At 68.9% G+C, this 24,483-nt stretch carries 26 protein-coding genes; 4 read left to right on the top strand and 22 right to left on the bottom strand.

Annotated features, from left to right (window positions below):
- Positions 1–6: 6 nt before the first annotated feature.
- Positions 7–384: a hypothetical protein gene (locus Q9R47_RS09500; protein ID WP_311232959.1), complete on the top strand. Its 378-nt coding sequence runs from the start codon at positions 7–9 to the stop codon at positions 382–384.
- 433 nt (positions 385–817) lie between these two features.
- On the opposite strand, the gene Q9R47_RS09495 is transcribed toward Q9R47_RS09500, so the two are convergent.
- The 8 genes from Q9R47_RS09495 to cyoA all read right to left on the bottom strand — a co-directional run bounded on the left by Q9R47_RS09495 (position 818) and on the right by cyoA (position 8,307).
- Complete coding sequence (locus tag Q9R47_RS09495) at positions 818–1,309, bottom strand: hypothetical protein (RefSeq protein WP_311232958.1); 492 nt, start codon at positions 1,307–1,309, stop codon at positions 818–820.
- A gap of 48 nt (positions 1,310–1,357) precedes the next feature.
- Positions 1,358–1,891: a response regulator transcription factor gene (locus Q9R47_RS09490; RefSeq protein ID WP_311232957.1), complete on the bottom strand. Its 534-nt coding sequence runs from the start codon at positions 1,889–1,891 to the stop codon at positions 1,358–1,360.
- Positions 1,881–3,293 (bottom strand): ATP-binding protein, encoded by a 1,413-nt coding sequence (locus tag Q9R47_RS09485; protein ID WP_311232956.1) that lies wholly within the window; start codon positions 3,291–3,293, stop codon positions 1,881–1,883. The genes Q9R47_RS09490 and Q9R47_RS09485 overlap by 11 nt, the downstream gene beginning before the upstream one ends.
- Positions 3,259–4,071: an SURF1 family protein gene (locus Q9R47_RS09480; protein ID WP_311232955.1), complete on the bottom strand. Its 813-nt coding sequence runs from the start codon at positions 4,069–4,071 to the stop codon at positions 3,259–3,261. The genes Q9R47_RS09485 and Q9R47_RS09480 overlap by 35 nt, the downstream gene beginning before the upstream one ends.
- Positions 4,072–4,135: 64 nt before the next feature.
- Complete coding sequence (gene cyoD / locus Q9R47_RS09475) at positions 4,136–4,570, bottom strand: cytochrome o ubiquinol oxidase subunit IV (protein WP_311232954.1); 435 nt, start codon at positions 4,568–4,570, stop codon at positions 4,136–4,138.
- A gap of 2 nt (positions 4,571–4,572) precedes the next feature.
- Positions 4,573–5,205, bottom strand: a complete 633-nt coding sequence (gene cyoC, locus Q9R47_RS09470) for a cytochrome o ubiquinol oxidase subunit III (RefSeq protein ID WP_311232953.1) — start codon at positions 5,203–5,205, stop codon at positions 4,573–4,575.
- Positions 5,198–7,204 (bottom strand): cytochrome o ubiquinol oxidase subunit I, encoded by a 2,007-nt coding sequence (cyoB, locus tag Q9R47_RS09465; RefSeq protein ID WP_311232952.1) that lies wholly within the window; start codon positions 7,202–7,204, stop codon positions 5,198–5,200. Before cyoB ends, cyoC begins: the two co-directional genes overlap by 8 nt.
- 56 nt (positions 7,205–7,260) lie before the next feature.
- Positions 7,261–8,307 (bottom strand): ubiquinol oxidase subunit II, encoded by a 1,047-nt coding sequence (gene cyoA / locus Q9R47_RS09460; RefSeq protein ID WP_311232951.1) that lies wholly within the window; start codon positions 8,305–8,307, stop codon positions 7,261–7,263.
- Positions 8,308–8,584: 277 nt separating this feature from the next.
- On the opposite strand from cyoA, the gene Q9R47_RS09455 reads away from it, so the two are divergent.
- Positions 8,585–9,919 carry an MFS transporter gene (locus tag Q9R47_RS09455; protein ID WP_311232950.1) on the top strand — a complete coding sequence of 445 codons (1,335 nt, stop codon included), beginning with the start codon at positions 8,585–8,587 and terminating at the stop codon, positions 9,917–9,919.
- A 225-nt stretch (positions 9,920–10,144) separates the two neighbouring features.
- On the opposite strand, the gene tolA is transcribed toward Q9R47_RS09455, so the two are convergent.
- From tolA to Q9R47_RS09385, 14 genes are all read right to left on the bottom strand, one after another.
- A complete protein-coding gene (tolA, locus tag Q9R47_RS09450) occupies positions 10,145–11,200 on the bottom strand; it encodes a cell envelope integrity protein TolA (protein WP_311232949.1) in 1,056 nt (351 codons plus the stop codon).
- A gap of 76 nt (positions 11,201–11,276) precedes the next feature.
- Positions 11,277–11,702 carry an ExbD/TolR family protein gene (locus Q9R47_RS09445; RefSeq protein WP_311232948.1) on the bottom strand — a complete coding sequence of 142 codons (426 nt, stop codon included), beginning with the start codon at positions 11,700–11,702 and terminating at the stop codon, positions 11,277–11,279.
- A gap of 40 nt (positions 11,703–11,742) precedes the next feature.
- The gene (tolQ, locus tag Q9R47_RS09440; RefSeq protein ID WP_311232947.1) at positions 11,743–12,450 is read right to left on the bottom strand and encodes a protein TolQ; all 708 of its coding nucleotides are present in this window, start codon (positions 12,448–12,450) and stop codon (positions 11,743–11,745) included.
- A complete protein-coding gene (gene ybgC, locus Q9R47_RS09435) occupies positions 12,447–12,869 on the bottom strand; it encodes a tol-pal system-associated acyl-CoA thioesterase (RefSeq protein WP_311232946.1) in 423 nt (140 codons plus the stop codon). Before ybgC ends, tolQ begins: the two co-directional genes overlap by 4 nt.
- 25 nt (positions 12,870–12,894) lie before the next feature.
- On the bottom strand, positions 12,895–14,082 hold the full coding sequence (locus Q9R47_RS09430; RefSeq protein WP_311232945.1) for a pyridoxal phosphate-dependent aminotransferase: 1,188 nt from the start codon (positions 14,080–14,082) through the stop codon (positions 12,895–12,897).
- 110 nt (positions 14,083–14,192) lie between these two features.
- Positions 14,193–14,750, bottom strand: coding sequence for a transcription antitermination factor NusB (gene nusB / locus Q9R47_RS09425; protein ID WP_311232944.1), 558 nt, complete (start codon positions 14,748–14,750; stop codon positions 14,193–14,195).
- Positions 14,747–15,211, bottom strand: coding sequence for a 6,7-dimethyl-8-ribityllumazine synthase (gene ribH / locus Q9R47_RS09420; RefSeq protein ID WP_019701156.1), 465 nt, complete (start codon positions 15,209–15,211; stop codon positions 14,747–14,749). Before ribH ends, nusB begins: the two co-directional genes overlap by 4 nt.
- Positions 15,212–15,217: 6 nt before the next feature.
- Entirely contained in the window at positions 15,218–16,339 is a 1,122-nt protein-coding gene (gene ribBA, locus Q9R47_RS09415; protein WP_311232943.1) for a bifunctional 3,4-dihydroxy-2-butanone-4-phosphate synthase/GTP cyclohydrolase II, read from the bottom strand.
- 98 nt (positions 16,340–16,437) lie between these two features.
- The gene (locus Q9R47_RS09410) at positions 16,438–17,994 is read right to left on the bottom strand and encodes a DUF2235 domain-containing protein (RefSeq protein WP_311232942.1); all 1,557 of its coding nucleotides are present in this window, start codon (positions 17,992–17,994) and stop codon (positions 16,438–16,440) included.
- Between the two features lie 90 nt (positions 17,995–18,084).
- Positions 18,085–18,387 (bottom strand): 2Fe-2S iron-sulfur cluster binding domain-containing protein, encoded by a 303-nt coding sequence (locus Q9R47_RS09405; protein ID WP_311232941.1) that lies wholly within the window; start codon positions 18,385–18,387, stop codon positions 18,085–18,087.
- Between the two features lie 403 nt (positions 18,388–18,790).
- Complete coding sequence (locus Q9R47_RS09400) at positions 18,791–19,072, bottom strand: DUF427 domain-containing protein (RefSeq protein WP_311232940.1); 282 nt, start codon at positions 19,070–19,072, stop codon at positions 18,791–18,793.
- A 123-nt stretch (positions 19,073–19,195) separates the two neighbouring features.
- Positions 19,196–21,727, bottom strand: coding sequence for an ATP-binding protein (locus tag Q9R47_RS09395; RefSeq protein ID WP_311232939.1), 2,532 nt, complete (start codon positions 21,725–21,727; stop codon positions 19,196–19,198).
- Complete coding sequence (locus Q9R47_RS09390; protein ID WP_311232938.1) at positions 21,724–22,563, bottom strand: ABC transporter substrate-binding protein; 840 nt, start codon at positions 22,561–22,563, stop codon at positions 21,724–21,726. The genes Q9R47_RS09395 and Q9R47_RS09390 overlap by 4 nt, the downstream gene beginning before the upstream one ends.
- Complete coding sequence (locus Q9R47_RS09385) at positions 22,563–22,946, bottom strand: response regulator (RefSeq protein WP_311232937.1); 384 nt, start codon at positions 22,944–22,946, stop codon at positions 22,563–22,565. Before Q9R47_RS09385 ends, Q9R47_RS09390 begins: the two co-directional genes overlap by 1 nt.
- 127 nt (positions 22,947–23,073) lie before the next feature.
- Between Q9R47_RS09385 and Q9R47_RS09380 the strand changes: the two genes are divergently transcribed.
- Positions 23,074–23,700 (top strand): response regulator, encoded by a 627-nt coding sequence (locus Q9R47_RS09380; protein WP_311232936.1) that lies wholly within the window; start codon positions 23,074–23,076, stop codon positions 23,698–23,700.
- Positions 23,701–23,756: 56 nt separating this feature from the next.
- Positions 23,757–24,482, top strand: a complete 726-nt coding sequence (locus Q9R47_RS09375; protein ID WP_311232935.1) for a response regulator — start codon at positions 23,757–23,759, stop codon at positions 24,480–24,482.
- Position 24,483 lies beyond the last annotated feature (1 nt).

The raw sequence follows: 24,483 nt of genomic DNA, 5'->3' as shown, positions 1-24,483 counted from the left end.
TTGTTCATGTTTTTTCATATACCAGTCTCCAAAGTCAAGATTGATGAAGTTCGTGATTTTTATAAAAATATATTGGGCTTTGATTCGGATTTTGAGGGCGCTCTTGTAAATGGTGAATATCCCCGGGTGGGGTTGTATTTTTATCCTGAAAAAAGGCAAAAAAGAAGTGACAGCATCGTTCTAAGCTTTATTGTGTCAAAAAACCTTCCTTCTATCGCAAGGCGGATAAAAGATTATGGGGTAGATGTGGAAATTGTCACGGATATGTTGCGCCTGAACTATGCGGCAAGATTTGCGGATCCGGCTGATAATGCTATTCAAATATCATGCGACAACATTATTGATGACAACGGCGAGTCTTTTGACGTGTCGATGATTGATTAAAAAGTTTGCTGAAGACATGTAGGGACTGCTGGGCAGCATGCGGCAGGCCTGCAACGCCGATGCCCGGGTGCATTTCGCCTACGACCCGCTCTCGCGCCTCGTCGAGGAAGTGCAGGAGCACCTGGCACCGGACGGGGCCGGCACCCTGGGCCGCTATGCCTGGCGCCATGCCTATGACGCGCTGGGCAACCGCACGGACAGTCGCATGCCCGGCGGCCGGCACGTGCAATGGCTCTACTACGGCTCGGGCCACCTGCACCAGATCCGCGTGGACGGGCACGTGCTCTCGGACATCGAACGCGATGCGCTGCACCAGGAGATCGAGCGCACGCAGGGGGCCTTGGAGAGCCGCTACGGCTGGGACCCGATGGGCCGGCTGGTGGCGCACAAGGGGGGGCGGCGGCAGGCGCTGCAGGGCCAGCCGGGCATGCCGTCACAGCAGGCACTGCGGGACCGGGACCAGGGCCTGCCCGCAGTGCCGCAGCTGCCCTCGGGCGACCGCATCGCGCGGCACTACCGCTACGACCCCACGGGTAACCTCATCGCCACGCGGGATGGCCTGCGCGGCGACAGCCACTACCGCTACGACCCGCTGGGCCGCATCCTGGCCGCGCAGCGCGGCGACGGCACGCCACAGCCACAACAGCCCACCGAGCGCGAAGCCTTCGCGTTCGACCCGGCCGGCAACCTGCTGAACCCGAACCGGGGCGGCGCGCAGTCCAGCGGCGGCGTGGGCCAGCGGGACGTGGTGCCCTACAACCGCTTGGCGGTGTACCAGGACCTGCGCTTCACCTACGACCTGCACGGCAACACCATCGAGCGCCGCATCGGCTGGCACACGGTGCAGCACTACCGCTACAGCCCAGAGCACCAGATCGTGGAGGCGCGGGTTGTGCGGTACCGCGAGCGCCCCGCCGAAGGGCAAGCGCAAAAAGCCTGGATCGCGCGAGCCGCTCCCAGCGGGCCATCCCGATCACACCCGCTGCTTGCCCAGCTTGCGCGTGAGCGTGCGGCGGTGCATGCCCAGCCGGCGGGCGGCCTCGGAGATGTTGAAGTCGGTCTCGGCCAGCACTTCGTGGATGCGCTCCCATTCGAGCGTCTTGATGGAGCTGGAGCGGTTGGTCAGCTCGACTTCCGTGTTGCCTTCGGCGAGGCCGAAGGCGGTCTCGATGTCGTCGGTGTTCGAGGGCTTGGCGAGGTAGTGGCAGGCGCCGAGCTTCACCGCCTCGACCGCGGTGGCGATGCTGGCGAAGCCCGTCAGCACCACGATGCGCATCTCGGGATTGCAGGCGTGCAGCTTCTGCACGCAGGCCAGTCCGGACGCCTCTCCCTTGAGCTTCAGGTCGACCACGGCGTAGTCCGGATCGTGCGATTCGAGCAGCGCCTCCACGCCCGCCAGGCTGTCGGCCTGCAGCACGCGGTAGCCGCGGCGCTCGAAGGAGCGCGCGAGCGTCCGGGCGAGGGCTTCGTCGTCTTCCACGATCAGCAGCAGGCGTTCATCGTCCATGGTGTGCGGGTCCGGTGGCGGGCAGCGCGATCGCCGACAGGGGCAGGCGGATGGTGACTTCGGCGCCGCCCTCGGGCAGGTTGCGCGCCGTCACGCTGCCGCCCAGGGTGCGCGCCACGTTCATGGCCAGGAAGAGCCCGAGCCCGCCGCCGGGGCGCCCCTTGCTCGACTGGTACGGTTTGCCCAGCCGCATGAGGATGGCGGGATCGAACCCCGGGCCGGCGTCGGTGACGGTGATGCGCAGGGTGTCCGCATCGCGCTCGGCCACCATGCCCACCCAATCCGGCGAGGCGTCCCGGGCATTGTCCAACACATTGAAAACCATCTGCTGCAGCGTGGTGTCCGAGACCATGGGCGTATCGGCGCCGAAACGGTTCTCGTACTCGAAGGCGGCGATGGTGCGGGTGGCGCGCCAGTCGCGCGCCAGTGCGTCGACGAAGGTCCGCACCGTGGTCTGGGCCGAGGCCTCGCCGCGCGTCTCGCCGGCCGACAGCAGGATGCCGCTCACGATGGCCTTGCAGCGCTGCACCTGCGTCTGCATCTCGGCGATCTCGTCCTGAAGCACCGGGTCGGCGGCCAGGCGCGCGTCGTGCCGCCAGTCGCCCAGGATCACGGCCATGGTCGAGAGCGGCGTGCCCAGCTCGTGCGCCGCGCCCGAGGCCAGCAGGCCCATGCGCACGATGTGCTCCTCTTCCAGGCCGCGCTGCCGCGCCGCCGCCAGCCGGGCGTCGCGCTGGCGCAGGTTGCGCTCGATGCGGGTGATGAAGATCACGAGCAGGATCGCGTTGAGGAGGAAGCACGCCATCAGGCCGAGCAGGTAGGGGCTCGCAAGGCCCAGGTGCAGGTCCGCGGACAGCGTGAGCGGCAGGTTGAAGCGCGACAGCGCCGCGAAGCAGGCGGTGGTGATCGCGACGATGGACCAGATGTAGAACCCGCGCAGCAGCACCGCGCCGACCGCGATCTGCAGCAGGTAGAGGAAGACGAACGGATTGCCGGTGCCGCCGCTCAGGTAGAGCTGCACGGTGAGCACGGCCACGTCGATCAGCAGCGCGAGGAACAGCTCCACCTGCCGCACGGAATGCCCCGTGCGCCAGCGCAGCAGGCTCACGATGTTGAAGAGCACCAGGCAGCCCACCACCAGCAGCATCTCGTGCACGGGCATCGACAGCGCGAGGCTGTAGTAGGCGACCTCGATGGTGAAGATCTGCCCGATGGCCGCCACCCAGCGCAGCTGGATGAGCTGGTGCAGGTTCTTGAGCCCCGCGGCGGCATTCGCGTAGCGGGCGTTGCGCACCGACGGCGCGGCGGGTTGCGCCGCAGATGGCCTGGCGCCGGGCGCCGCGGGCGGGACGGCGCCCGGACCGGTATCAGGACGTGGAGCGGTCGGAGGGGTGGAGGGCACGGTCGGCTGCGCGCGAGCGAAACTCGTAGCGTGCCACATACCAGCCCGCGCCGACAACCATCAGCGCGAGCCCATACCAGGTGAGGGCGTACACGAGGTGGCTGTTGGGGAAGCGGATCACGGTCAGGCCGGCGCGGGGCCAGGGACCGGCGCTCGCCACCGCACCCTCCGCGGCCGCTGGCGCCGCCGGCCGCTTCGCGGGCAGGCCCGCGTCGATGAAGAACGGCGCGGCGCGCGGCAGTTGCCGGTCCGCCGCGATGGAGGCCACGTCGCGCGAGTACCAGCGTTGCGCGGCCGGGTCGTTGGCGCGCAGCAGGCTGCCGCCCGGCTCGCTCAGGCGCAGCAGGCCCTGCACGGACACGGGCGCGCCGGCCGCCGCCGCCGAGGGGACTGCATCGGCCGCGGCGAGCGCGTCGCCGCCCGGCAGCCAGCGCGCGCGCTGGTCCTGCGGCACGAAGCCGCGGTTCACCAGCACCTGCGTGCCGTCGGCCTGCTGCAGCGGGGTCATCACCCAGAACCCGGCGCCCAGTTCGGTGGTGGCCTGGGCGAGTACCGTCCGGTCCGCGAGCCAGCGGCCGGTGGCCTCCACGGGCAGGTATTCGTAGCGCGCGGCGTCGATCTGCGGCCATTGGGCCGGAGGCGGCACGGGCACCGGCGCGGCATGCACGCGCTGGTCCACGCGCTCGATCAGCGCGAGCTTCCAGGCCCGGCGCTGCACCTGCCACGTGCCCAGGGCCATGAAGCCCAAAAACAAGGCGATGCCCACCAGGATGAGCATCGCCTTCAGGAGGGGAGAGCGCCGGCGCGGGCCGGCCTCCGTACTGCCTTGCACCACCGTGCCGTCAGGGCGCGTTGTTCACCGGCGGGGGCAGCGGCGCGGTGGATGCGGGCATGGTGTGCTCCGGCATCATGTTCGTGTTCATGTGGAACATGACCCACAGCGTGCCGGCGATGGCGATCGCCACGAACACCACGGTGAAGATGGTGGACAGCATGGTCCAGCCGCCCTCGACCTTGCCGTTCATGTGCAGGAAGCACACCATGTGCACGAGGATCTGCGCCACGGCGAAGGCGCCCAGCACCAGCACGGCCGTGCTGCGGTCGGAGATCACCTTGGCCATCACGAGCCAGAACGGGATCGCGGTGAGGATGATCGAGAGCACGAAGCCGGTCATGTAGCCGGAGAAGGTGCTGTGCGGGCCATCGTCGTGGTGGTGGCCGTCGTGCCCGTCGTGGGCATGGGCATGTGCGTGTGCGTGCGAATTCTGTGCGGACATGGTTACAGCACCCCCATCAGGTACACAAAGGTGAAGACGCCGATCCACACGACGTCCAGGAAGTGCCAGAACATCGACAGGCACATCAGGCGGCGGTTGTTGGCGGGGATCAGGCCGTGCTTGCCGATCTGGACCATCAGCACCACCAGCCAGATCAGGCCGAAGGTGACGTGCAGGCCGTGGGTGCCCACCAGCGTGAAGAAGGCCGACAGGAAGGCGCTGCGCTGCGGGCCGGCGCCTTCGTGGATCAGGTGGTGGAACTCATAGAGCTCGAGGCCCAGGAAGCACAGGCCGAACAGGCCGGTGATCGCCAGCCAGCCCAGCGTGCCGCGCACGTTGCCCTTTTGCTTCTGCAGCATCGCGAAGCCGAAGGTGATGGACGACAGCAGCAGGAAGGCCGTGTTGATGGCCACCAGCGAGAGGTCGAACAGCTGCGCGCCGGTGGGGCCGGCCGCGTAGCTGCGGCCCAGCACGCCGTAGGTGGCGAACAGCGCCGCGAAGATGAGGCAGTCGCTCATCAGGTAGAGCCAGAAGCCGAGCGCGGTGCCGTTCTCTGGATGGGGCTCCTCCGCGAGATGGTAGTCGCGGGCAGCCAGGGCGCCTGCGGCGCCTGCTTGGTAACGGATATCAGACATGGGAGCGGGCGAGTTGGAGTGTGCGGGCTTCTTCGGTCTTGTTGACTTCATCGGCAGGGATGTAGAAGTCGCGCTTGTAGTTGAACGTGTGGATGATCGCGGCCAGCACGATGCCCAGGAACGACACGCCCGCGAGCAGCCACATGTGCCAGATCAGCGCGAAGCCGAGCACCAGCGAGAAGCCGGAGATCACCGCGCCCGCGCCGGTGTTGGCCGGCATGTGGATCGGCTGGTAGCCGGCCAGGGGACGCTTGTAGCCGTGCTTCTTCATGTCCCACCAGGCATCGATCTCGTGCACGTAGGGCGTGAACGCGAAGTTGTACTGCGGCGGGGGCGACGACGTGGCCCACTCCAGCGTGCGGGCGTCCCACGGGTCGCCCGTGAAATCGCGCAGTTCGTCGCGCTTGAGGTAGCTCACCACCAGCTGGATCAGGAAGCAGGCGATGCCCAGGGCGATGATGCCGGCGCCGATGGCGGCGATGATGAACCAGATCTGCAGCGACGGGTCTTCGAAGTGGTTGACGCGGCGCGTCACGCCCATCAGGCCGAGCACGTAGAGGGGCGCGAACGCGACCCAGAAGCCCACCACCCACAGCCAGAAGGAGCGCAGGCCCCAGGTGCGGTCGAGCTTGTAGCCGAAGGCCTTCGGGAACCAGTAGTTGATGCCGGCGAACAGGCCGAACAGCACGCCGCCGATGATCACGTTGTGGAAGTGGGCGATCAGGAACAGGCTGTTGTGCAGCACGAAGTCGGCCGGGGGCACGGCCAGCAGCACGCCGGTCATGCCGCCGATGGCGAAGGTGGCCATGAACGCGACGGTCCACATCATGGGCAGCTCGAAGCGGATGCGGCCTTTGTACATCGTGAACAGCCAGTTGAAGATCTTCGCGCCCGTCGGGATCGAGATGATCATCGTGGTGATGCCGAAGAACGTGTTCACGCTCGCGCCGGAGCCCATCGTGAAGAAGTGGTGCAGCCACACGAGGTAGGACAGGATGGTGATCACCACCGTGGCGTACACCATCGAGGTGTAGCCGAACAGGCGCTTGCGGCAGAAGGTGGCCACCACTTCGGAGAAGATGCCGAAGGCGGGCAGCACCAGGATGTAGACCTCGGGGTGGCCCCAGATCCAGATCAGGTTCACGTAGAGCATCGGGTTGCCGCCGAAGTCGTTCGTGAAGAAGTTCGTGCCGACGTAGCGGTCGAGCGACATCAGCACCAGGGCGGCCGTCAGCACCGGGAACGAGGCCACGATCAGGGCGTTGGTGCACAGCGAGGTCCAGGTGAAGATGGGCATCTTCATCAGGTTCATGCCGGGCGCGCGCATCTTGATGATGGTGACGATCAGGTTGATCCCCGAGAGCGTCGTACCCACCCCCGCGACCTGCAGCGCCCATATGTAGTAATCCAGCCCGGTCCCCGGGTTCTGCGCCCCCAGGTTCGACAGCGCCAGCCAGCCGGAGGTGGAGAACTCGCCCAGGAACAGCGAGATCATCACCAGGATGGCGCCGGCCGTGGTCATCCAGAAGCTGAAGTTGTTCAGGAACGGGAAGGCCACGTCGCGCGCGCCGATCTGCAGCGGCACGACGTAGTTCATCAGCCCGGTCACGAGCGGCATCGCCACGAAGAAGATCATGATCACGCCGTGGGCGGTGAAGATCTGGTCGTAGTGGTGTGGCGGCAGGTAGCCCATGTTGTCGCCGAAGGCGATGGACTGCTGCAGGCGCATCATCACCGCGTCGGCGAAGCCGCGCAGCAGCATCACGATGCCGAGGATCATGTACATGATCCCGATCTTCTTGTGGTCGATGCTGCACACCCAGTCGCGCCACAGCGGGCCCCACAGGCGGAAGCGCGTGACCGCGGCGAAGACGGCGAGGCCGCCCAGCACCACGGCGATGAAGGTCCACAGCACGATGGGCTCGTGCGCCATCGGCACGGAGTCCCAGGTGAGCCGTCCCAGGGCCCAGTGGGAGGCGGAGATTTGTTCGGAGGACATAACGGGTCTCTTCTGAAGGGGGCCTGCGCCGCTCGCGCGCAGCAGGCCCTACAGGGTCATTGCGGGGTGGGGGCGCGCGTGGCGTCGCGCGTTTCCAGGGAGGCGATCACACGGGCGGAGTTCTCGGCCGTGCACACGTCCTGCGGCAGGTTCAGGCCCACGGCCTTGAGGTAGGCCTCGCCGCCGTTCGCGTCGATGGCCATCATGTGGTGCATGCACATCTTGCCGTCTTCCACGCAGCGGTTGAGCACCTTGTCGTAGAGGCCGGCCTCGACCGACGCGAATCGCTCCACGGGGTTGCGCTCGCTGGGCTTTGCCAGGGCCAGGTACGTCTTGGCATCGAGTGCCTTGCCGGTGCCCTTCACGTCGGCGACCCACTTGTCGAAATCACCGTCCTTCAGGCCGTGGAACTTGAACGTCATGCCCGAGAAGCCCGGGCCGCTGTAGTGCGCCGAGAAGCCGTGGTAGACGCCCGCCTTGTTGATGATGGCGTTCAGCTCGGTCTGCATGCCGGGCATGGTGTAGATCATGCCGGCCAAGTCCGGCACGTAGAACGCGTTCATCGTGGACGTGGACGTGAGCTTGAAGACGATGGGGCGGTCCACCGGGGCGGCCACTTCGTTCACCGTCGCGATGCCCTGCTCCGGGTAGAAGAACGCCCATTTCCAGTCCATGGCCACGACCTGGATCTCCAGCGGCTTGACGCTGGCCGGCAGCGGCCGGGCGGCGTCGATGCGGTCCAGGGGCCGGTAGGGGTCGAGCTTGTGGGTGCTGATCCAAGTCAGCGCGCCCAGCGCGATGATGATCATGAGCGGCACCGTCCAGATCACCAGCTCCAGCGTGGTGGAGTGGTGCCAGTCGGGATCGTAATCGGCCTCGGTGTTGGCCTGGCGGTACTTCCATGCGAACAGGAAGGTGAGCAGGATCACCGGCACGATGATGATCAGCATCAGCAGCGTCGCGGTGACGACGAGCTGGCCTTGCTGCGCGGCGACGTCGCCCGCCGGATTGAGGACGACGGCCTTGCTGCAGCCGGCGAGGCCGGCAGCCAGGGCGGCCGCGCCGAGCCATGCGGGCCCGCGGAGTTTCATGGTTTTCGACATGCTTGGGGTGGGCGTAACAAAAGCGCGTTTAGGGCAAACGCGGATTACAGGATGGGGCAAATGTAATACGTTGGTGGGCCGTGTCGATTGGACATTTTGTCCAAGGTCAAAGCGCGGGCCTCCGGTATGCGCTGGCGCGGCCTGCGGGCCGATGGGCGCAAAACCATGGGAGTGTAAGGGTTTGTCCGACCCCCGGTAGGGGAAAAGTCGCCTTGTAGGGGGGCGAACCGAAGAGTAGAACGGAAGCCGTGTTCAGCATGAATCCAGGAGCTTTCATATGAGTGGGTCAGCCGCTACCTATCCTTCCGGGGATTTCCATCACGAGGAATCCCTGTCCCATGCGGACACCCATGAAGAAGCATCGCCCGGCGACATCGCCGTGGGGGTGATCATCGGCCGGTCGTCCGAGTATTTCGATTTCTTCGTCTTCGGGCTGGCGTGCGTGCTGGTCTTCCCCTCCTATCTGTTCCCGTTCCTCTCGCGGCTCGACGGCACGCTGATGGCGTTCGCCATCTTTGCGCTGGCGTTCGTGGTCCGTCCGATCGGCACCGCCATCTCCATGGCCGTGCAGCGGCGCTGGGGCCGCGGCACCAAGCTGACGATCGCGCTGTTCCTGCTGGGCGCCTCCACCGCCGGCATGGCCTTCCTGCCGAGCTACAACAATGCGGGCCAGGGCGCCATCATCGCGCTCGTCGCGCTGCGGATCGGCCAGGGCCTGGCACTGGGCGGCACCTGGGACGGCCTGCCCTCGCTGCTGGCGATGTCGGCCCCCAAGGAGCGCCGCGGCTGGTACGCCATGATCGGCCAGCTCGGGGCTCCGGTGGGCTTCGTGCTCGCGGCCAGCCTGTTCGCCTACCTCTACAGCAACCTCTCGGTGCAGGAGTTCCTGGACTGGGGCTGGCGCTTCCCGTTCTTCGTGGCCTTCGCCATCAACGTGGTGGCGCTGTTCGCCCGGCTGCGGCTGATCGTGGGCCAGTCGTACACCGACCTGCTGCAGCAGCGTGAGCTGGCGCCCGTCGGCGCGGTGGAGCTCATGCGCAACGAAGGCCGCAACGTGCTGCTGGGCGCCTTCGCCGCGCTGGCGAGCTTCGCGCTCTTCCACATGGTGACGGTGTTCCCGCTGTCCTGGATCTCGATGTATTCCGAGCAGTCGATCGTCCACGTGCTGGGCGTGCAGATCGCGGGCGCCTTCTGCGCGGCGCTGGCCATCGTGGTGTCCGGCAGCCTGGCGGACCGGGTGGGCCGCCGCAACACGCTGGGCGTGATGGCCTGCCTGATCGGCCTGTTCAGCCTCGTGACGCCCTGGCTGCTGAGCAGCGGCACGACCGGCAACAACATCTTCATCATCGTCGGCTTCATCCTGCTCGGCCTGTCGTACGGCCAGGCGTCGGGCACCGTGACGGCGAACTTCTCGCCGCGCTTCCGCTATACCGGCGCGGCCCTGTCGGCCGATCTGGCCTGGCTGGTGGGCGCTGCGTTCGCTCCGCTGGTGGCGCTCGGCCTGTCGGCCAAGTTCGGCCTGGTGGCCGTGTGCGTCTACCTGCTCTCGGGCGCGGTCTGCACGCTCCTGGCGCTGAAGATCAACCGCTGGATCGAACGCCGCGAGGCGTAAGGCGGGCCCCCGGATGCGCCGGCGGGCGCGTCCGCATCCCGCCATTGCAGGAACTGCCTCCTGCGTCGTGCCGCACATCGACGGGTCCTGTTCAACGACGGGGCCCGTTTTCACGGGTGCGGGAAGAACGATCCGTCAGGGTGGGCCGGGGCGTGCGGCACCCACGGGGCGCGCGGCGTGTGCATGGCCGTTCCGGGACCGGACAGGCGGCCCGGGCTGACCGGCTCAGTCCTTCGGCCGGAATCCGATCGACAGCGATGACGGCACGCGGCCGTCCACGTCGCGCGGCAGGGTGTCGGTCTTCTCGAGCGCGCGCACCACGGCGTCGTCCCAGGACTTGTTGCCGCTGGACTTGGTGATGCGGATGCCCACGATGGTGCCGTCCGGCGATGCGCGCACTTCCACCTGGGTGTTCAGGTTGTCCGAGATCGCGTCCGGGTAGACGATGTTCGGCCGCACCTTGGCCGCGACCTTGCCGCCATAGCTGCCCGACGGGCCGGAACTGCGCTGGGCGTTGCCGGTGGCGGTCTCGCCGCCCGTGGCGCCTGCCATGCCCTGCATGCGGCGGATGTTCTCCTGGCGCTGCGCTTCCAGGCGCTTGGCTTCGGCCGCATCGGCCTTGCGCTTTTCCTCGGCTTTGCGCTTGTCTTCGGCCTGCTTCTTCTGCAGCTGCTCCTGCCGTTCCTTCTCGGCCTGCTGTTTCTCCAGCTTGTCCTGCTTCTCCTGCTGCTCGCGGCGTTCCTTCTCGCGCTGCTCTTTCTCGCGCTGCTGCTGCTGCTGCTGCTGCTGTTCCTTCTCGCGCTGGGCCTTTTCCTTCTGCTGGCGTTCCTTCTTGTCCTGCTCGGCCTGTTCCTTGCGCTCGCGCTCCTTGCGGTCGCGCTCGGCCTGGAGCTGGCGCTCCTTCTTCTCCTGTTCGAGCCGCTTCTTCTCGCGCTCGATGGCGATGTCCGCCTCGCTGGGCGCGGCGGCGGCCTTCGGGGGGGGGGGGGGGGGGGGGGGGGGGGGGGGGGGGGGTGCCGGGGCAGGCGGCGGAGGCGGCGCGGGTTGCGGCACCGGCACCGGCGGTGGCGGCGGGGCGACCGCGGCCGGGGCGGCCTGCTGCGGCAAGGGGGACCAGATCTCGGCCTCGATGGCGGGCTGGTCCGCACTGGTCTTCCAGTTCACGCCCCAGGTCAGGGCGCCGATGAGCGCGGCGTGGACCAGAACCGCCAGCGCGACGGCGCGCAGGCGTCCCGGCGGACGCGTGGGGGCGAACTGGTCTCGGTCGTTGTGGGCGTGCATCGCGTTCGGAAACGGCTCCGGAAGGGGCGCGGCGAAAAAAGGGGAAACGGGCTGAGCGGTGGAGACGCGGGTGCGCCTAGCCGCCCGACTTGACAGTGAGGCCCACGCGCTGCACGCCCGCGCGCTGCAGCGCATCCATGGCCTTGACCACGGATTCGTAGGTCACGCCCTTGTCGGCGGTGATCAGCACCGGCGTGCCTTCTTCCTGCGTGGCCTGCCAGGTCTTGGCGGCGGCGCCGAGTTCCTTGAGCGTCACCGGGCGTTCGAGGTCGCCCGTCTTGAGCTGCAGGCTGCCGTCCTTCTGCACGATCACCTGCCCGAAGGACTTGGGCGGCTTGGCGCCCTTGCCGACGGAGGGCACGTCGATGCGGCTGGGGGTGAGCATGGGCGCGGTCACCATGAAGATGATGAGCAGCACCAGCATCACGTCGATGAACGGGACCATGTTGATCTCGTTCATCGAGCGGCGGCGGCTGCCGCCGCGCGAGGCCATGGTGGGCATGGGAGGGGATTCCTTGCTGCGGGCGGAAAGGGGCGGCCGGTCAGTGGCCCGATGCGGAGGCGGGCGCCGGGTGCGCGCCCAGGTTGCGCTGCAGGATGTTCGAGAATTCCTCGATGAAGGTTTCCTGGTGGATCGCCACGCGGTCGATGTCGCGCGCGAAACGGTTGTAGGCGACCACGGCGGGGATGGCGGCGAACAGGCCGATGGCGGTGGCCACCAGGGCTTCGGCGATGCCGGGCGCCACGGTGGCGAGCGTGACCTGTTCCATGCCCGCGAAGCCGGTGAAGGCGTGCATGATCCCCCAGACGGTGCCGAAGAGGCCGACGTACGGGCTCACCGAGGCGACCGAGCCGAGGAAGGAGAGGCTGGATTCGACCACGTCCATTTCGCGCTGGAAGCTCGCGCGCATGGCGCGGCGCGCGCCGTCGAGCAGCGTGCCCGGGTCGGTGATGCGGCGTTCGCGCAGCTTCTGGAACTCGCGCATGCCGCTCGCGAAGATGCGCTCCATGGGACCGGCGCTCTTGGCGTTCTGCGCGGCGCTCGCGTACAGGTCGTTCAGGCTGGTGCCCGACCAGAACTCGCGCTCGAAATCGTCGTTGAGGGAGCGCACGCGCTTGAGCGCGAACAGCTTGCGGAAGATGGCGGCCCAGCTGGCGACGGACACGCCGATCAGCAGCGCCATGACGAGCTGCACCACCCAGCTGGCATTGAGCACCAGGTGCAGGATGGACATGTCTTGCGAATTCATGATGGTGAGAGTTGTTCCAGAAGGTGGCCGGGAATGCGGGCCGGGCGCAGGGTGGCGCCGTCGACCCATCCGATGCGGACGGTGCCCTCGCAGAGCAGCACCGCATCCGATTGTGTCATGTGCTCCGTTTTCAGGAGCGCCCGCTGGCGTATTGTCAGCGATGCCTTCCCGCTTTCTTCGAGCACGGCCGTAACAATCAGTTCATCGTCGAGCCTCGCGGGACGCAGATAGCGGACCCGTGCGTCGGTTACGACGAACATCCCGCCCGTGAGTTCCCGCAATTGCTGCTGCCCGAGCCCGAGGGAGCGCAGCCACTCGGTGCGTGCGCGCTCGAAGAAGCGCAGGTAGTTGGCATAGAAGACGATGCCGCCGGCATCCGTGTCTTCCCAGTAGATGCGCACGGGCCATTCGAAGCTCATGGGAGTGCCTGGCGGAGCCGCCGCGTCAGGCCGCCAGCAGCCGGGAGAGCCGGGCGATGGCCTCCTGCAGCTGGGCCATGGAGTTGGCCGTGGAAAAGCGCACGAAGGTTTCGGGCGCATGGCTGCCGAAGTCGCGCCCGGGCGTGACGGCGAGGTGCGCGCGCTGCATCACCTCGTGGGCGAACGCCCAGCTGCCTTCCACGCCGAGGCGCCGCGCGGCGGCGGTGCAGTCGGCCCAGGCGTAGAAGGCGCCGTCCGGCCGCACGGGCACAGGCAGGCCGATCGACTCGAGCGCGGGAATGAAGTAATCGCGGCGGGCCTTGAACTCGGCGCGGCGGCGTTCGTACTCGGCGATGCTCTCGGGCTCGAAGCAGGCCAGCGCCGCATGCTGCGCCACGGTGCTCGGGCAGATGAACAGGTTCTGGGCGAGGCGCTCGACCACCGGCACCATGGCCTCGGGCACGACCATCCAGCCGAGCCGCCAGCCGGTCATGTTGAAGTATTTGCTGAAGCTGTTGATGCTGACGATGTCGTCGCCGATCGCCAGCGCGGTCTGGCCGAAGGCCTCGTCGTGCGAGAGGCCGAGATAGATCTCATCGATGATCGTGGTGCCGCCCCGCGACTGCACTTCGGCATGGATGCGGCGCAGTTCATCGGGCGCGATCGAGGTGCCCGTGGGGTTGGAGGGCGAGGCCAGCAGCACGCCGCGCGTCTTCGGGCCCCAGTGGGCGGCGACCTTGGCGGCGCTGAGCTGGAAGCGCTCTTCGGCGGTGGAGGGCACCATCACCGCCCGGCCGTCCGCCGCGCTCACGAAATGCCGGTTGCAGGGATAGCTCGGGTCCGGCATGAGGATCTCGTCGCCCTGCTCGATGAGCGCGAGGCAGGCGAGCTGCAGCGCGCCCGAGGCGCCCGCCGTGACCACGATGCGCCGTGCCGGCACCGCCACGCCGAAGCGCTCGGCATACCAGCCGGCGATGCGTTCGCGCAGCGCTTCCAGGCCGAGTGCGTTGGTGTATTGCGTGGTGCCGCGTTGCAGCGCGCGCTCGGCGGCCTCGCGCACCAGCGGCGGTGCGGTGAAGTCGGGTTCGCCGATGTTGAGGAAGATCATCGGCTCCGGGCCCTGCGCCACCTCGCGCGCCAGGGCCTGCGCGGCCTTGGCGATCTCCATCACGTAAAAGGGTTCGATGCGCTCGGCGCGCGAGGAGAACTTCATGGCGGTGCGGGAAGGAGAAGGAGGTGAAGGCGGAGGCGGAGCCGGCGCGCCCGTCCGCCCGTGCGGCGCGGACGGCCGCTGCAGCGGCGGCGGCGGATGGGGCAGGCCGGTCAGTCCGCGGACGGCGCGGCGCCCGGGCCGCGGTCGGCGCCCACCTCGGCGGCGCGCAGCGTGGGCGCGAGGCCGTTGAGCACGCCGTTCACGTACTTGTGCCCGTCGGTGCCGCCGAACTCCTTGGCGAGCTCGACGCATTCGTTGATGACCACGCGCCACGGCACGTCCAGGCAGTTCTGGAATTCGTAGACGCCGATCCACATCGTCGCGTGCTCGATCGGGGACAGCTCGGCCAGCGTGCGGTCGAGCTTCGGCTGGATCAGGGCGTCGAGCGCCCCGGCGTTCTCGATGCAGCCGTGCAGCAGCGCGTCGTAGTGCGCGGCATCGGCCTTGTGGAAGCCGGAGAGGTCGCGCGTGAACACGTCGATCGCAGTGGCTTCGTTGCGGCCCACGATGTGCTGGTAGAGCGCCTGCAGCGCGAACGCGCGCGAGCGGCTGCGGGCCGATTTGGAGGCGGCCTTGCGCGCTCCGGTGGCCGTGGTGCCGGTGCGCACCTGGCGCGGCGGGCGCTTGGCGCCGCCGGGCGCCGGAGGGGAGGCGGAATCGTCGCTCAAGACAGCTCCTCCAGCAGGTTCGCCATCTCCACGGCCACGCGGGCCGCGTCGCGCCCCTTCTCGGTCTGGCGGGCCACGGCCTGCTCCAGGTTCTCGGTGGTCAGGATGGCGTTGGCGATCGGGGTCTGGGTGTCGAGCGAGACGCGCGTCACGCCCGCGCCGGATTCGTTGGCGACGAGTTCGAAGTGGTAGGTCTCGCCGCGGATGATGCAGCCCAGCGCGATCAGCGCGTCGTATTCGTCCTGCTCGGCCAGGGCCTGCAGGGCCAGCGGCACTTCGAGCGCGCCGGGCACCCGCACGTGGCGGATGTTCTTCTCCTGCACGCCCAGGGCGAGCAGCTCTTCGCGGCATGCGGCCGCCAGGGCCTCGGTGATGCCTTCGTTGAAGCGGGCCTGCACGATGCCGATCTGCAGTTTCCTGCCGTCGAGCCTGTCCGCGGTTCCTTTGTCTGCGCCAAACATGGTGTGTTATTCCTTGGGGATGTATCCGGTGATCTCGAGGCCGTAGCCGGTCATGCTGGGCAGGCGGCGCTGCTGGCCCATGAGCTGCATGCGGGTGACGCCGCATTCGCGCAGGATCTGCGCGCCCACGCCGTAGGTGCGCAGGTCCATGCGGCCGCGTTCGGGCGCATGCGAGGCGCGCGCCGTGCCGTCGAACTGGGCCAGCAGCTGTTCGGCGCTCTCGCCGCAGTTCAGCAGCACGGCCACGCCGCTGCCGTGCTGGGCGATGTGGCGCAGGCTCGCGTCCAGGTCCCAGGAGTGCATGTCGCGGCCCACTTCGAGCGCGTCCAGCACGGACAGCGGCTCGTGCACGCGCACCGGGACGCTGTCGTGTTCGCCCCAGCTGCCGCGCACCAGCGCGATGTGGACCGACTGGCTGGGGCCGTCGCGGAAGGCATGGGCGATGAATTCGCCGGCGGCCGTCTGCAGCGGGCGCGTGCCCACCTTCTGCACCAGCGTCTCGTGGCGGCTGCGGTATTCGATGAGGTCGGCGATGGTGCCGATCTTCAGGCCGTGTTCGGCGGCGAACTGCTGCAGGTCGGGCAGGCGGGCCATGGTGCCGTCGTCCTTCATGACCTCGCAGATGACGGCGGACGGGCTGCAGCCGGCCATGGCGGCCAGGTCGCAGCCGGCCTCGGTGTGGCCCGCGCGCATGAGCACGCCGCCATCGACCGCCTGCAGCGGGAAGATGTGGCCGGGCTGCACCAGGTCGGAGGCCTTGGCATCGGGCGCCACGGCGGCCTGCACGGTGCGGGCGCGGTCGGCGGCGGAGATGCCGGTGGTCACGCCTTCTGCGGCCTCGATGGAGGCGGTGAAGGCGGTGCCCATCTTGGTGCCGTTGCGCGCCACCATGGGCGGCAGGCGCAGCAGCTCGCAGCGCTCGCGCGTGAGCGTGAGGCAGATCAGGCCGCGGCCGAAGCGCGCCATGAAGTTGATCGCTTCGGGCGTGACGTGGTCGGCCGCGAGGACCAGGTCGCCTTCGTTCTCGCGGTCTTCCTCGTCCACGAGGATGACGATGCGGCCCGCGCGCATCTCGGCCACGATGTCTTCGACCGGGGCGATGGACGCGGGGGGGAGGGGGGTGTTCATGGGGGCAGGCTTTCGGTGGTCCGCGGCGGGCGGGCCGCGCCGCGGCCGGGCCGGTGGCGGGCGCGGCGCGCGGTGGGGCGCCGGGGAAAGGTGCGATTTTAGTGCAGCCCGCCCATGCCCGAACCGGAAGGGCTACCGGTACCCGGCCCGTCCGCCAGGGCGCCGAACAGCAGTACCCCCGCGAGCAGCGCCAGGGACAGCAGCCGGGTGCCCACGAGCAGGGTGGTGACGGTCGGCCAGCCCGTGTCCGGAATGCACCCCAGCGCCAGTTCTCCCGCCGCGAACAGCCGCATGGCCCAATGCGCATGGCGCGCAAGCCAGCCGAGCTGCCGGCCCCGCGGCACCGCCTGCGCCACCAGCCGCCGCAGCGCCCAGGCGACCGGGTAGGCGACCCAGGCCACGCAGGCGATGGCGAAGGCGATGTCGACAGCGCGCGCCTCGCCGCGGGCGGCCCACAGCGCGGCCACGGCCACCGGCAGCACCCAGCCGATCGCCCGCCAGGGCTGGGTGCGCGGCAGGTGCTGCGCGGGCACGGCCGCGGCGAGGGGCAGGGCGCTCGGGTCCACCACGTCGCCGGGTTCGCGCCGGCGCGCGTTCAGGCCGGCCCACGCCCAGAGGGGGCAGTCGTAGGCCTGGTCGTGCATGGGCGTGTGCGGATCGCCCGGCTGCAGCTGGCTGCGGTCCATCCGCAGGCCCTGCGCGAAGGCTTCCTCGGCCATCCAGCGCAGGGTGATGCGGGACAGGCCGTCGCGCGCGTACGAGCCGCCCACGTCGCTGTGCACTCCGCGGAACCAGCGCTGCGCGAAGCTGCGGTACGGCAGTTCGCGGGCGCTGAAATGGGGGTCTTCGTAGCGGCGCGGCGCGTAGGGCTGGCGGGACTCGTGCAGCGACATCGCGTGCCGCACGTGCACGAAACGCTTGTTCGCGAAGTCCGCGGAGTTGCTGATCTTCAGGCCGATCAGTGGGCCGCCGATGGATTCCACCGTGTCCCACACCCCCGCGAAATGCACGAGCGGCGTGCGGCCGCGCGCGAAGTTCTCGACCACGTCGCGCGCGAAGTCCTCGCGCTGGCGCGTGCCGGAGGGGTTGTCCCGGCGCGGGGGCGCGAAATAGATGCGCACCATGTTGTCGAGCAGGGGCAGTCCTTCCGTATGGATGAGCCCGTACATGTTGAGCATGCCGGCGACGGCCCGCGCGGTGAAGGCTCCGCGCGAGAAGCCCAGCAGGTAGATGCGGTCGCCATCGCGGTAGGTGCGCACCAGGAATTCGTACGCGCCCGCGATGTTGGGGAACACCCCGCTGCCGAGCGCGAGGCCCGCGAGCCGTTCGACGCGTTCGCTCACCCGTCCGAAGAAGGAGTCGGGCGGGAACACGTTGTCCGTGCCCACGCCGGGGTCGTAGTAGACGAGCTGCTCGGGCGCCCGCCCGTCGGGATCGGGGCCCTTGTGCAACATGCGCAGCAGCTTGACGACGTTGGTGTCCTGGTCGTTGCCGAGGATGTTGCCCGTGCCGTCGAAGAGCAGCACCAGGTTGCGCCCGGGGCTTTCGGCCCACCGGGCTTCGGCCGCGATGCATTCGCGCAGGATGTCGTCGCGCGTGGGGTGGCCGGCGCCGGCGGCACGGGGCCGCGGCACCGCATGGGTGGTGTCGGTCATGGTCCTCTCTCCCTTTGTTGTCCCCGGAGGGTGGACCATTCTGTCGAAATCGCAGGGAGTGCCGCAAGGGGGCGGATGCTCCCGTGGCCGCTACACCGCCGGGCCTTCGAGATGGAGGTCGCTGGTGGGGTAGGCCACGCAGGGCAGCACGCAGCCTTCGGCCTTTTCCTCCGCCGACAGGCCCGGCCATTCGATCGCGTAGCGCACGGTGCCTTCGGCGAGGACGCCGATGCAGGTGCGGCAGGTGCCGTTGCGGCAGGAGCTGGGCCAGTCGATGCCGCCCTGTTCCATGGATTGCAGCAGGGTCTGTTCGGGCCACGCATCGCACTGGGTGCCGTCGGTGCCGACGCGGGCGATGAAGAACGGGGCTCGGGAGGTGGACGGAGACGTCATGGGAGCAGAGAAAACGGATCGGAAAAACGGCCGCTAAAGACGGGGGCGAGGGTATGGCGGAGCAGGTTGCCCACTGCACAAAAATTGGGCAGCGCAGAACTATCCCTTGTGAATCAATGACTTATCCCTGTCATACAGCGCTGATCCCGTGTTATCCACACAGTTGTCCAGCGCCGGGAGGGATAACGGGGGAACATCGGCGCAGGCGCTGCACAAAAAATAGGCAGCGCGTGGGGTTTCCTTTGAAATCAACCACTTGCATCGGCCGTACAGCGCCTGTCCCGGGTTATCCACATGATTGTCCAACGCCCGCAGGGATAACCGTATGCACCGTTTTCGGGGCCGGGGGCGCGGGGAATCCGGCAGGGCCGGCACCGGGAGGGGGAGGGCGCCCCTCCTGCGTTCAGGCCTCGACCTTGACGCCTTTCCAGAAGGCGAAGCGTCCGCGGATCTGTTCGGCCTCCGGAAGGGGATCGGCATAGGTCCAGGCGGCATCTGCATTGAGTTCGCCGTCGACCAGCAGCGACCGGTAGGTCGCCTGGCCCTTCCAGGGGCAGGTGGTGCGGTGGTTGCTGAACGTGAAGTACTGGGACTTCAGCGCGCTCTCGGGGAAATAGTGGTTGCCCTCGACGAGGACCGTGTCGTCGCTCTCGGCGACGACCACGCCGTTCCAGGTGGCTTTCATGGTGATGGGACCGGGTTGGAGGTGAATGGGGCTGCACGCTGGCAGGCGCGGACGCCGGGGGCCTCCGCCACGCCTGCACCATACCCGGTTTTCAGGTGGCCGCGCGCTGCCGGCCGGGCGCGCTCACTGCGGCGAGGGGCTGGCTTCCGAGGGGCCGCGGGCGGGCAGTTCGATGTGGAACACGGCCCCGCCCTCGATGTTGCGCGCATGGATCCGGCCCTGCAGCGCCTCGACGATCTTGCGGCAGATCGCCAGGCCCAGTCCCGTGCCTCCGAAGCCGTTGCGCGTGGCGCTCGATTGGGCGAAGGCCTCGAAGATGCGTTCCAGTTCGGCTTCGGGAATGCCGGGGCCCTGGTCCTCCACCTCGATGTGGATCATGTCCTGGCAATCGGCGGCCGCGCGCAGCTGCACGCAGGAGCCGTCGGGCGAGAACTTGATGGCATTGGCGAGCACGTTGCGCACCACCTGCTGGAAGCGCTGCGGGTCCACCTTGGCGACGAGCGGGCACTGCGGCAGATCGATGCGCAGTTCCTGCCGCCGCGACGCGACGAGCGGCTCCAGCTCGCGCGCCACCGTGCGCACGTGCCCGCGCAGATCGGTGCGCTCGAGGTGGAAGGTGCCGATGGAGCTTTCGATCTTGGCGACGTCGAGCAGGTCGTTGACCAGTGCCAGCAGGCGGCGGCCCGCCGCATGGATGTCGGTGAACATCGACCACAGCCGCGCCTCCTGCGTGCGCGCGGTGCCCAGCTCGGCGAAGCCGATGATCGCCTGCAGCGGCGTGCGCAGTTCGTGGCTCATGTTGGCGACGAACTCGGACCGGGTACGCGCCGACTCCGCGGCCGCGTCGTGCGCCTCGCGGATCGCGCGCTCGGCCTCGCGGAACTCGCTGATGTCCATGAGGATGCTGAGCACGCCCGTCACTTCGCCGCGGTCGACCTCCACGGCGGCCTTGAGCACGCGCGTCGCGCGCCGCACGCCGTCGCCGTAGGGAAGGTCCATCTCCAGCGTCCTGCCGCCGCCGCCCTCGGCGATGGCTGCGTCGTCGGCAGTCTCGCCGGGGTAGAGTTCCAGGCACTCGCCGACGATGCGGTCGCGGTGGCGGCCCATCGCCTGCTCCCAGGCACGGTTGACGAGGACGACGCGGTGGCACCGGTCGGTGAGCATCATCGGCTGCGGGCTGGTTTCCAGCAGCAGGTTCTGGAAGGCGAGCTGCGCGCGCAGGCGGTGGTAGGCCTGCTCGCGCTCGGTGACGTCCACCGCGCTGCCGACGAAGCCGAGCAGGGCTCCGTCCGGCGCGCACAGCGGAACCGCGGCCACGTCGAGCACGCGCTCGCCGCCCTGCGGGGAAAGCAGCCGCACCTGGCGCGTGCGCACCGCGGCGCCGGACTCGGGGGCGAGCATCGCGGCCACGCGTTCACGGCTGTCCGGCTGGACGAGGTCCTGCAGCCGCAGGCCGATGGCGGCGGTGGGCGGCTGGCTGCTGAGCGCCGTCCAGCGCGCGTTCACGTAAGTGATCGCGCCGTCCGGGTCGGTGCGGAAGATCAGCTCCTGCACGCTGCGCAGCAGCAGCGCGAGATCGCGTTCGCTGCGCACGATGCGCTCCTGCGCGACATCGACGGCCCGGCGGGCGGCCTCCCGGGAGCGCAGGCTGCGCCAGGCGACCCAGGTGAGCGACAGCGCGAGCAGGACCATGGTCGCCTCCACCGCCAGGAATGGGTAGTAGCCCGCGAACCAGCGCGCGAAGGCGGCGCTCTTCGGCTCTTCCACGATCACCACCAGCGGACGGCTGCGGGAGGCGCGGTAGGCGACGATGCGGTCGGGGCCGAGCACGCCCGGGCCGGTGTAGCTGCCGCGCTCGTGGTGGGGCAGCAGGCTGTTGAACACCGGCAGCGACGACACGTCGTGCAGGGGCAGGTCGCGCACGAAGATCGAGGACGCCAGCACCTGGCCGTCGTCCGACGCGATCACGGCGTCGTAGGAGAGTGCCTCCAGCGCGAGGTACTGGAAGTTCGAGAGGGCGTCCGGGTTGATCAGTGCCATGAGCACGAGCGGCGTGCCGGCGGCATCGCGGAAGCCGTACATCAGCGGGATGAATGCCAGCCCTGGCGGGATGGAGGCCGCGGCAGCGTCGCCGCTGAGGTTTTCCAGGCCGCGTCCCGGGAACAATGGACCGATGCGCTGGATCCGCGCCGCGGGCAGCGGCCCGAGCCGGGCGGTGTCGATGCGAATGCCGGAGGCGGCCGGGTCGGTGCTCGCCAGCACCTGGCCTTCCAGGTCCACCACGGCGACGCTGCGCGCGAAGGTCAGTGCCGTGAGCACCTGCCGCATGGCGTTCTCCGTGCCGTCCCGGTCGGCGGCCCCGGCCTGCAGCGACGGCGTCTGCGACAGGCTGAACAGCACCATTTCCCCGGCTTCGAAAGTGCGCGTGGTCTGGTCTTCGAGCACGCGGGCCAGCAACTGGGCCTGGCTTTCGCTGGTGGCGAAGGCGCCGCGCAGGTCGCCCAGGCTCACGACCAGGGCGCCGGTGAGCGCGGCCGCCGCCGCGAGCAGCCCGACGGCGAGCACCACGGTGCTCGCGGGCAGGGCGCCGCGCCGTGCGATGCAGCGGCCGCCGGCCCGCAGCAGCACACTGTGCAGGAAGCAGCGCCGGATCATGGCACCACCAGCGCGCCGAGGCCGTGGCGCTGCGCCGCCGCGGCCAGCCGGCCGTCGCCCTTGATGCGCGCCACGAAGTCGTCCACGGCGGCGATCCATTCCGCATCCCCCAGGCGCACCGGGTAGGCCAACGGAATGCGCAGCACCTCCGAAGGCGGCGTCACCACCCGCACCCAGTCGGCGCTTTCCACGAGCTGGCGCGCGTAGATGTCGTTGGTCAGGAACACGTCGATGCGGCCCGCAGCAAGCTCGCGCTCCCGCGTGCGGGACGCGGGCACGCGCACCACGGTGGCGCGCCGGAAGTACCCCTGGACGGTCGGCAGGATCGATGCGCCGTTCTGCACGCCGATGGCCACGCCGGGCTGGTCGATGTCGTCCCAGTCCCGCACCACGGGGTTGCTCTTGGTGGTGACGGCCAGCAGGCCGCTTTGGAGGTAGGGCCGGCTGAACCCCAGTGCCTGCATGCGCGGCTGCAGCATGCCGATGCCCGCCATGCCGACGTCGCAGCGGTGCTCCGTCAGGTCTTCCACGAGGGTCTCGTGGGTGGAATCCACGTAATCCAGCCGCACTCCGAGGTCGGCGGCGAACTGCCGCGACAGATCGATGTCGATGCCGGTCAGCTGCAGCGTGCGCGGATTGCGGTAGCTCACGCCGTGGTAGCTGGGCCAGATGCAGACCCGCACCACGCCGGTGGCCCGCACGCGGTCGGCGACCGGTCCCGCGGGCGCGGCGGACCCCGCGCAGGCCAGGACGGCGGCCACGAGCAGGGAGCGCGCCCACGCCGCGGCACGGTGCCCGCGGCGAAGGCGCGCAGTGCCGCTGGGGTAGGGCTCCATCAACGGGCCGCGACCGGGGAGCGCCGCGGGCACAGCACCTTCTCGGCGATCTGTGCAGGACTGAACGGCTTGGCGATGAATTCGTCGGCGCCGGCCTGCAGTCCGGCGTCCCGGTCGCGCATGCTGTCGCGGGCGCTGAGCATGATCACCTGCATGTGCGCGAGCGACGGCGTGCTGCGGATGCGGCGGCAGACTTCCAGGCCGTCGATGCCGCCGGGCATCATCACGTCGAGCAGCACGATGTCGGGACGCTGGGTGTGCGCCATGGCCAGGGCCGCCATGCCGCTGTCGGCCTCGTGCAGCGTCAGCCCCTGGTCTTCCAGCGTCATGCGCAGCAGGCGGCGGATTTCCGCGTGGTCGTCGACGATCAGGACAGTTTTCATGAAATACGCAAGTGCGCAAGCAAAGCGTGAATCATATTTATTAGATTTGACGTATGCAAGTGCTGCTTTCATATAGTTGTGCCACGGCAGAGCCTGTTGAGCACCGCGCACGGGCACAATGTCAACTATGCCGAATTCCGAAGTACCCCTGCCAGACCACTACACCACCCTGGAAACCGCCAAATTGCTAGGCATGGCCGTCCGGTCCATTCAGCTGATGGTGGACCGGGGCGAACTGGAAGCGTGGAAGACCCCTGGCGGCCACCGCCGCATCTCGCGGGATTCGGTCGAGCGCTGGCTGCGCAGCCGGGAGGTGGGCGGGGCGGCATCGTCCCCGGGCGCGGCGCCGATGCGCGGCGGCTTCTCGGGCCGGCCGAAGGTGCTGCTCATCGAGGATTCGGTCCACTACCAGAACCTCATCCGGCTGCTGCTCGAGCAGCAGTTCCCGGAGGTCGCGCTGCACATCGCCAGCGACGGCATCGCCGGCCTGGCCATGTGCGGCAAGCTCGAGCCGGACGTTCTGATCGTCGACATCCTGCTGCCGGGACTGGACGGCGCCGCGCTCATCACCAGCCTGCGCTCGCACGCGCAGTTCGCCCGCGTGCAGCTCGTCGTGGTGACGTCGCTCACCGAAGAGGAGCGCGCGCCCTACGCGTTCGCGCTGCAGGGGCTGCCGGTCATCCAGAAGCCCGCCCTGGTGGCGGAACTGCCGGGCGCCCTGCGCGACTGCCTGTCGGCCGCGGTCCGGGGCTGAGCGGCCGCCATCCCATGGGCCCGGGAGCGGCTTCGCCGACACCGGTCGTTCTTCTGGTGGAAGACGACCCCTCGGTCGCGCGCTTCGTGGAGATGGCGCTCGACCGGCTGCCCGTGTCGGTGCACGTGTGCCCGTGCGTCGAGTCGGCGCTCGCGTGGCTGAAGGCGAACCGTGCGGCGCTGGTGATCACCGATCTGATGATGCCCGGGGAGTCGGGCGTCGGACTGCTGCACCGCCTGCAGGCCACGCCCGCACTGGCTGCCGGCGCGCGGGTGGTGGTGCTCAGCGCCGGGCTCGACCATGCGGTGCGGCAGGATCTGCTCGACTGTGGCGCCTGGCGCGCGCTCGACAAGCCGGTGGCCGTCGCGGTGCTCGAAGGCTGCGTGCGGGAAGCGCTGGCGGACCACTTGGCCGCGGCGGCTCCCGCCGAACCGCCCATCCACACCGTGGACGGTGCGCAGGACGCGGCGTCCGCCGACGCGGTGCAGGCCGCGATCCGGGAATACTTCGGCGGCGATTCCGTGCTGTTCCACCAGTACCGCACCGCCTGCCTGGCGCAGTTCGTCCGCGATGCCGCGGACGGCGAGCGCGCGCTGCAGACCGCCGACCTGAAGGCATTGCGCCGTCTGGGCCACAGCCTGGCGGGCGTTCTGCGCGCTCTGGGCCGGGCGGAGGACGCCGCGCTGGCCCGTCTCATGGAAGAGGCTGCTCTTCAAGGACGGGCCGACGCGCTGCGCGGCCATTGGGGCCTCCTGCGCGAGCGACTGCTGGCTCCGCGCTGAG

This window comes from Acidovorax sp. PRC11 (genome assembly GCF_031844105.1).
Taxonomy (GTDB): Bacteria; Pseudomonadota; Gammaproteobacteria; order Burkholderiales; family Burkholderiaceae_C; genus Paracidovorax.
The sequence above is the reverse complement of the archived record's forward strand: the minus strand, read 5'-3'. Positions and strand labels throughout refer to the sequence as shown.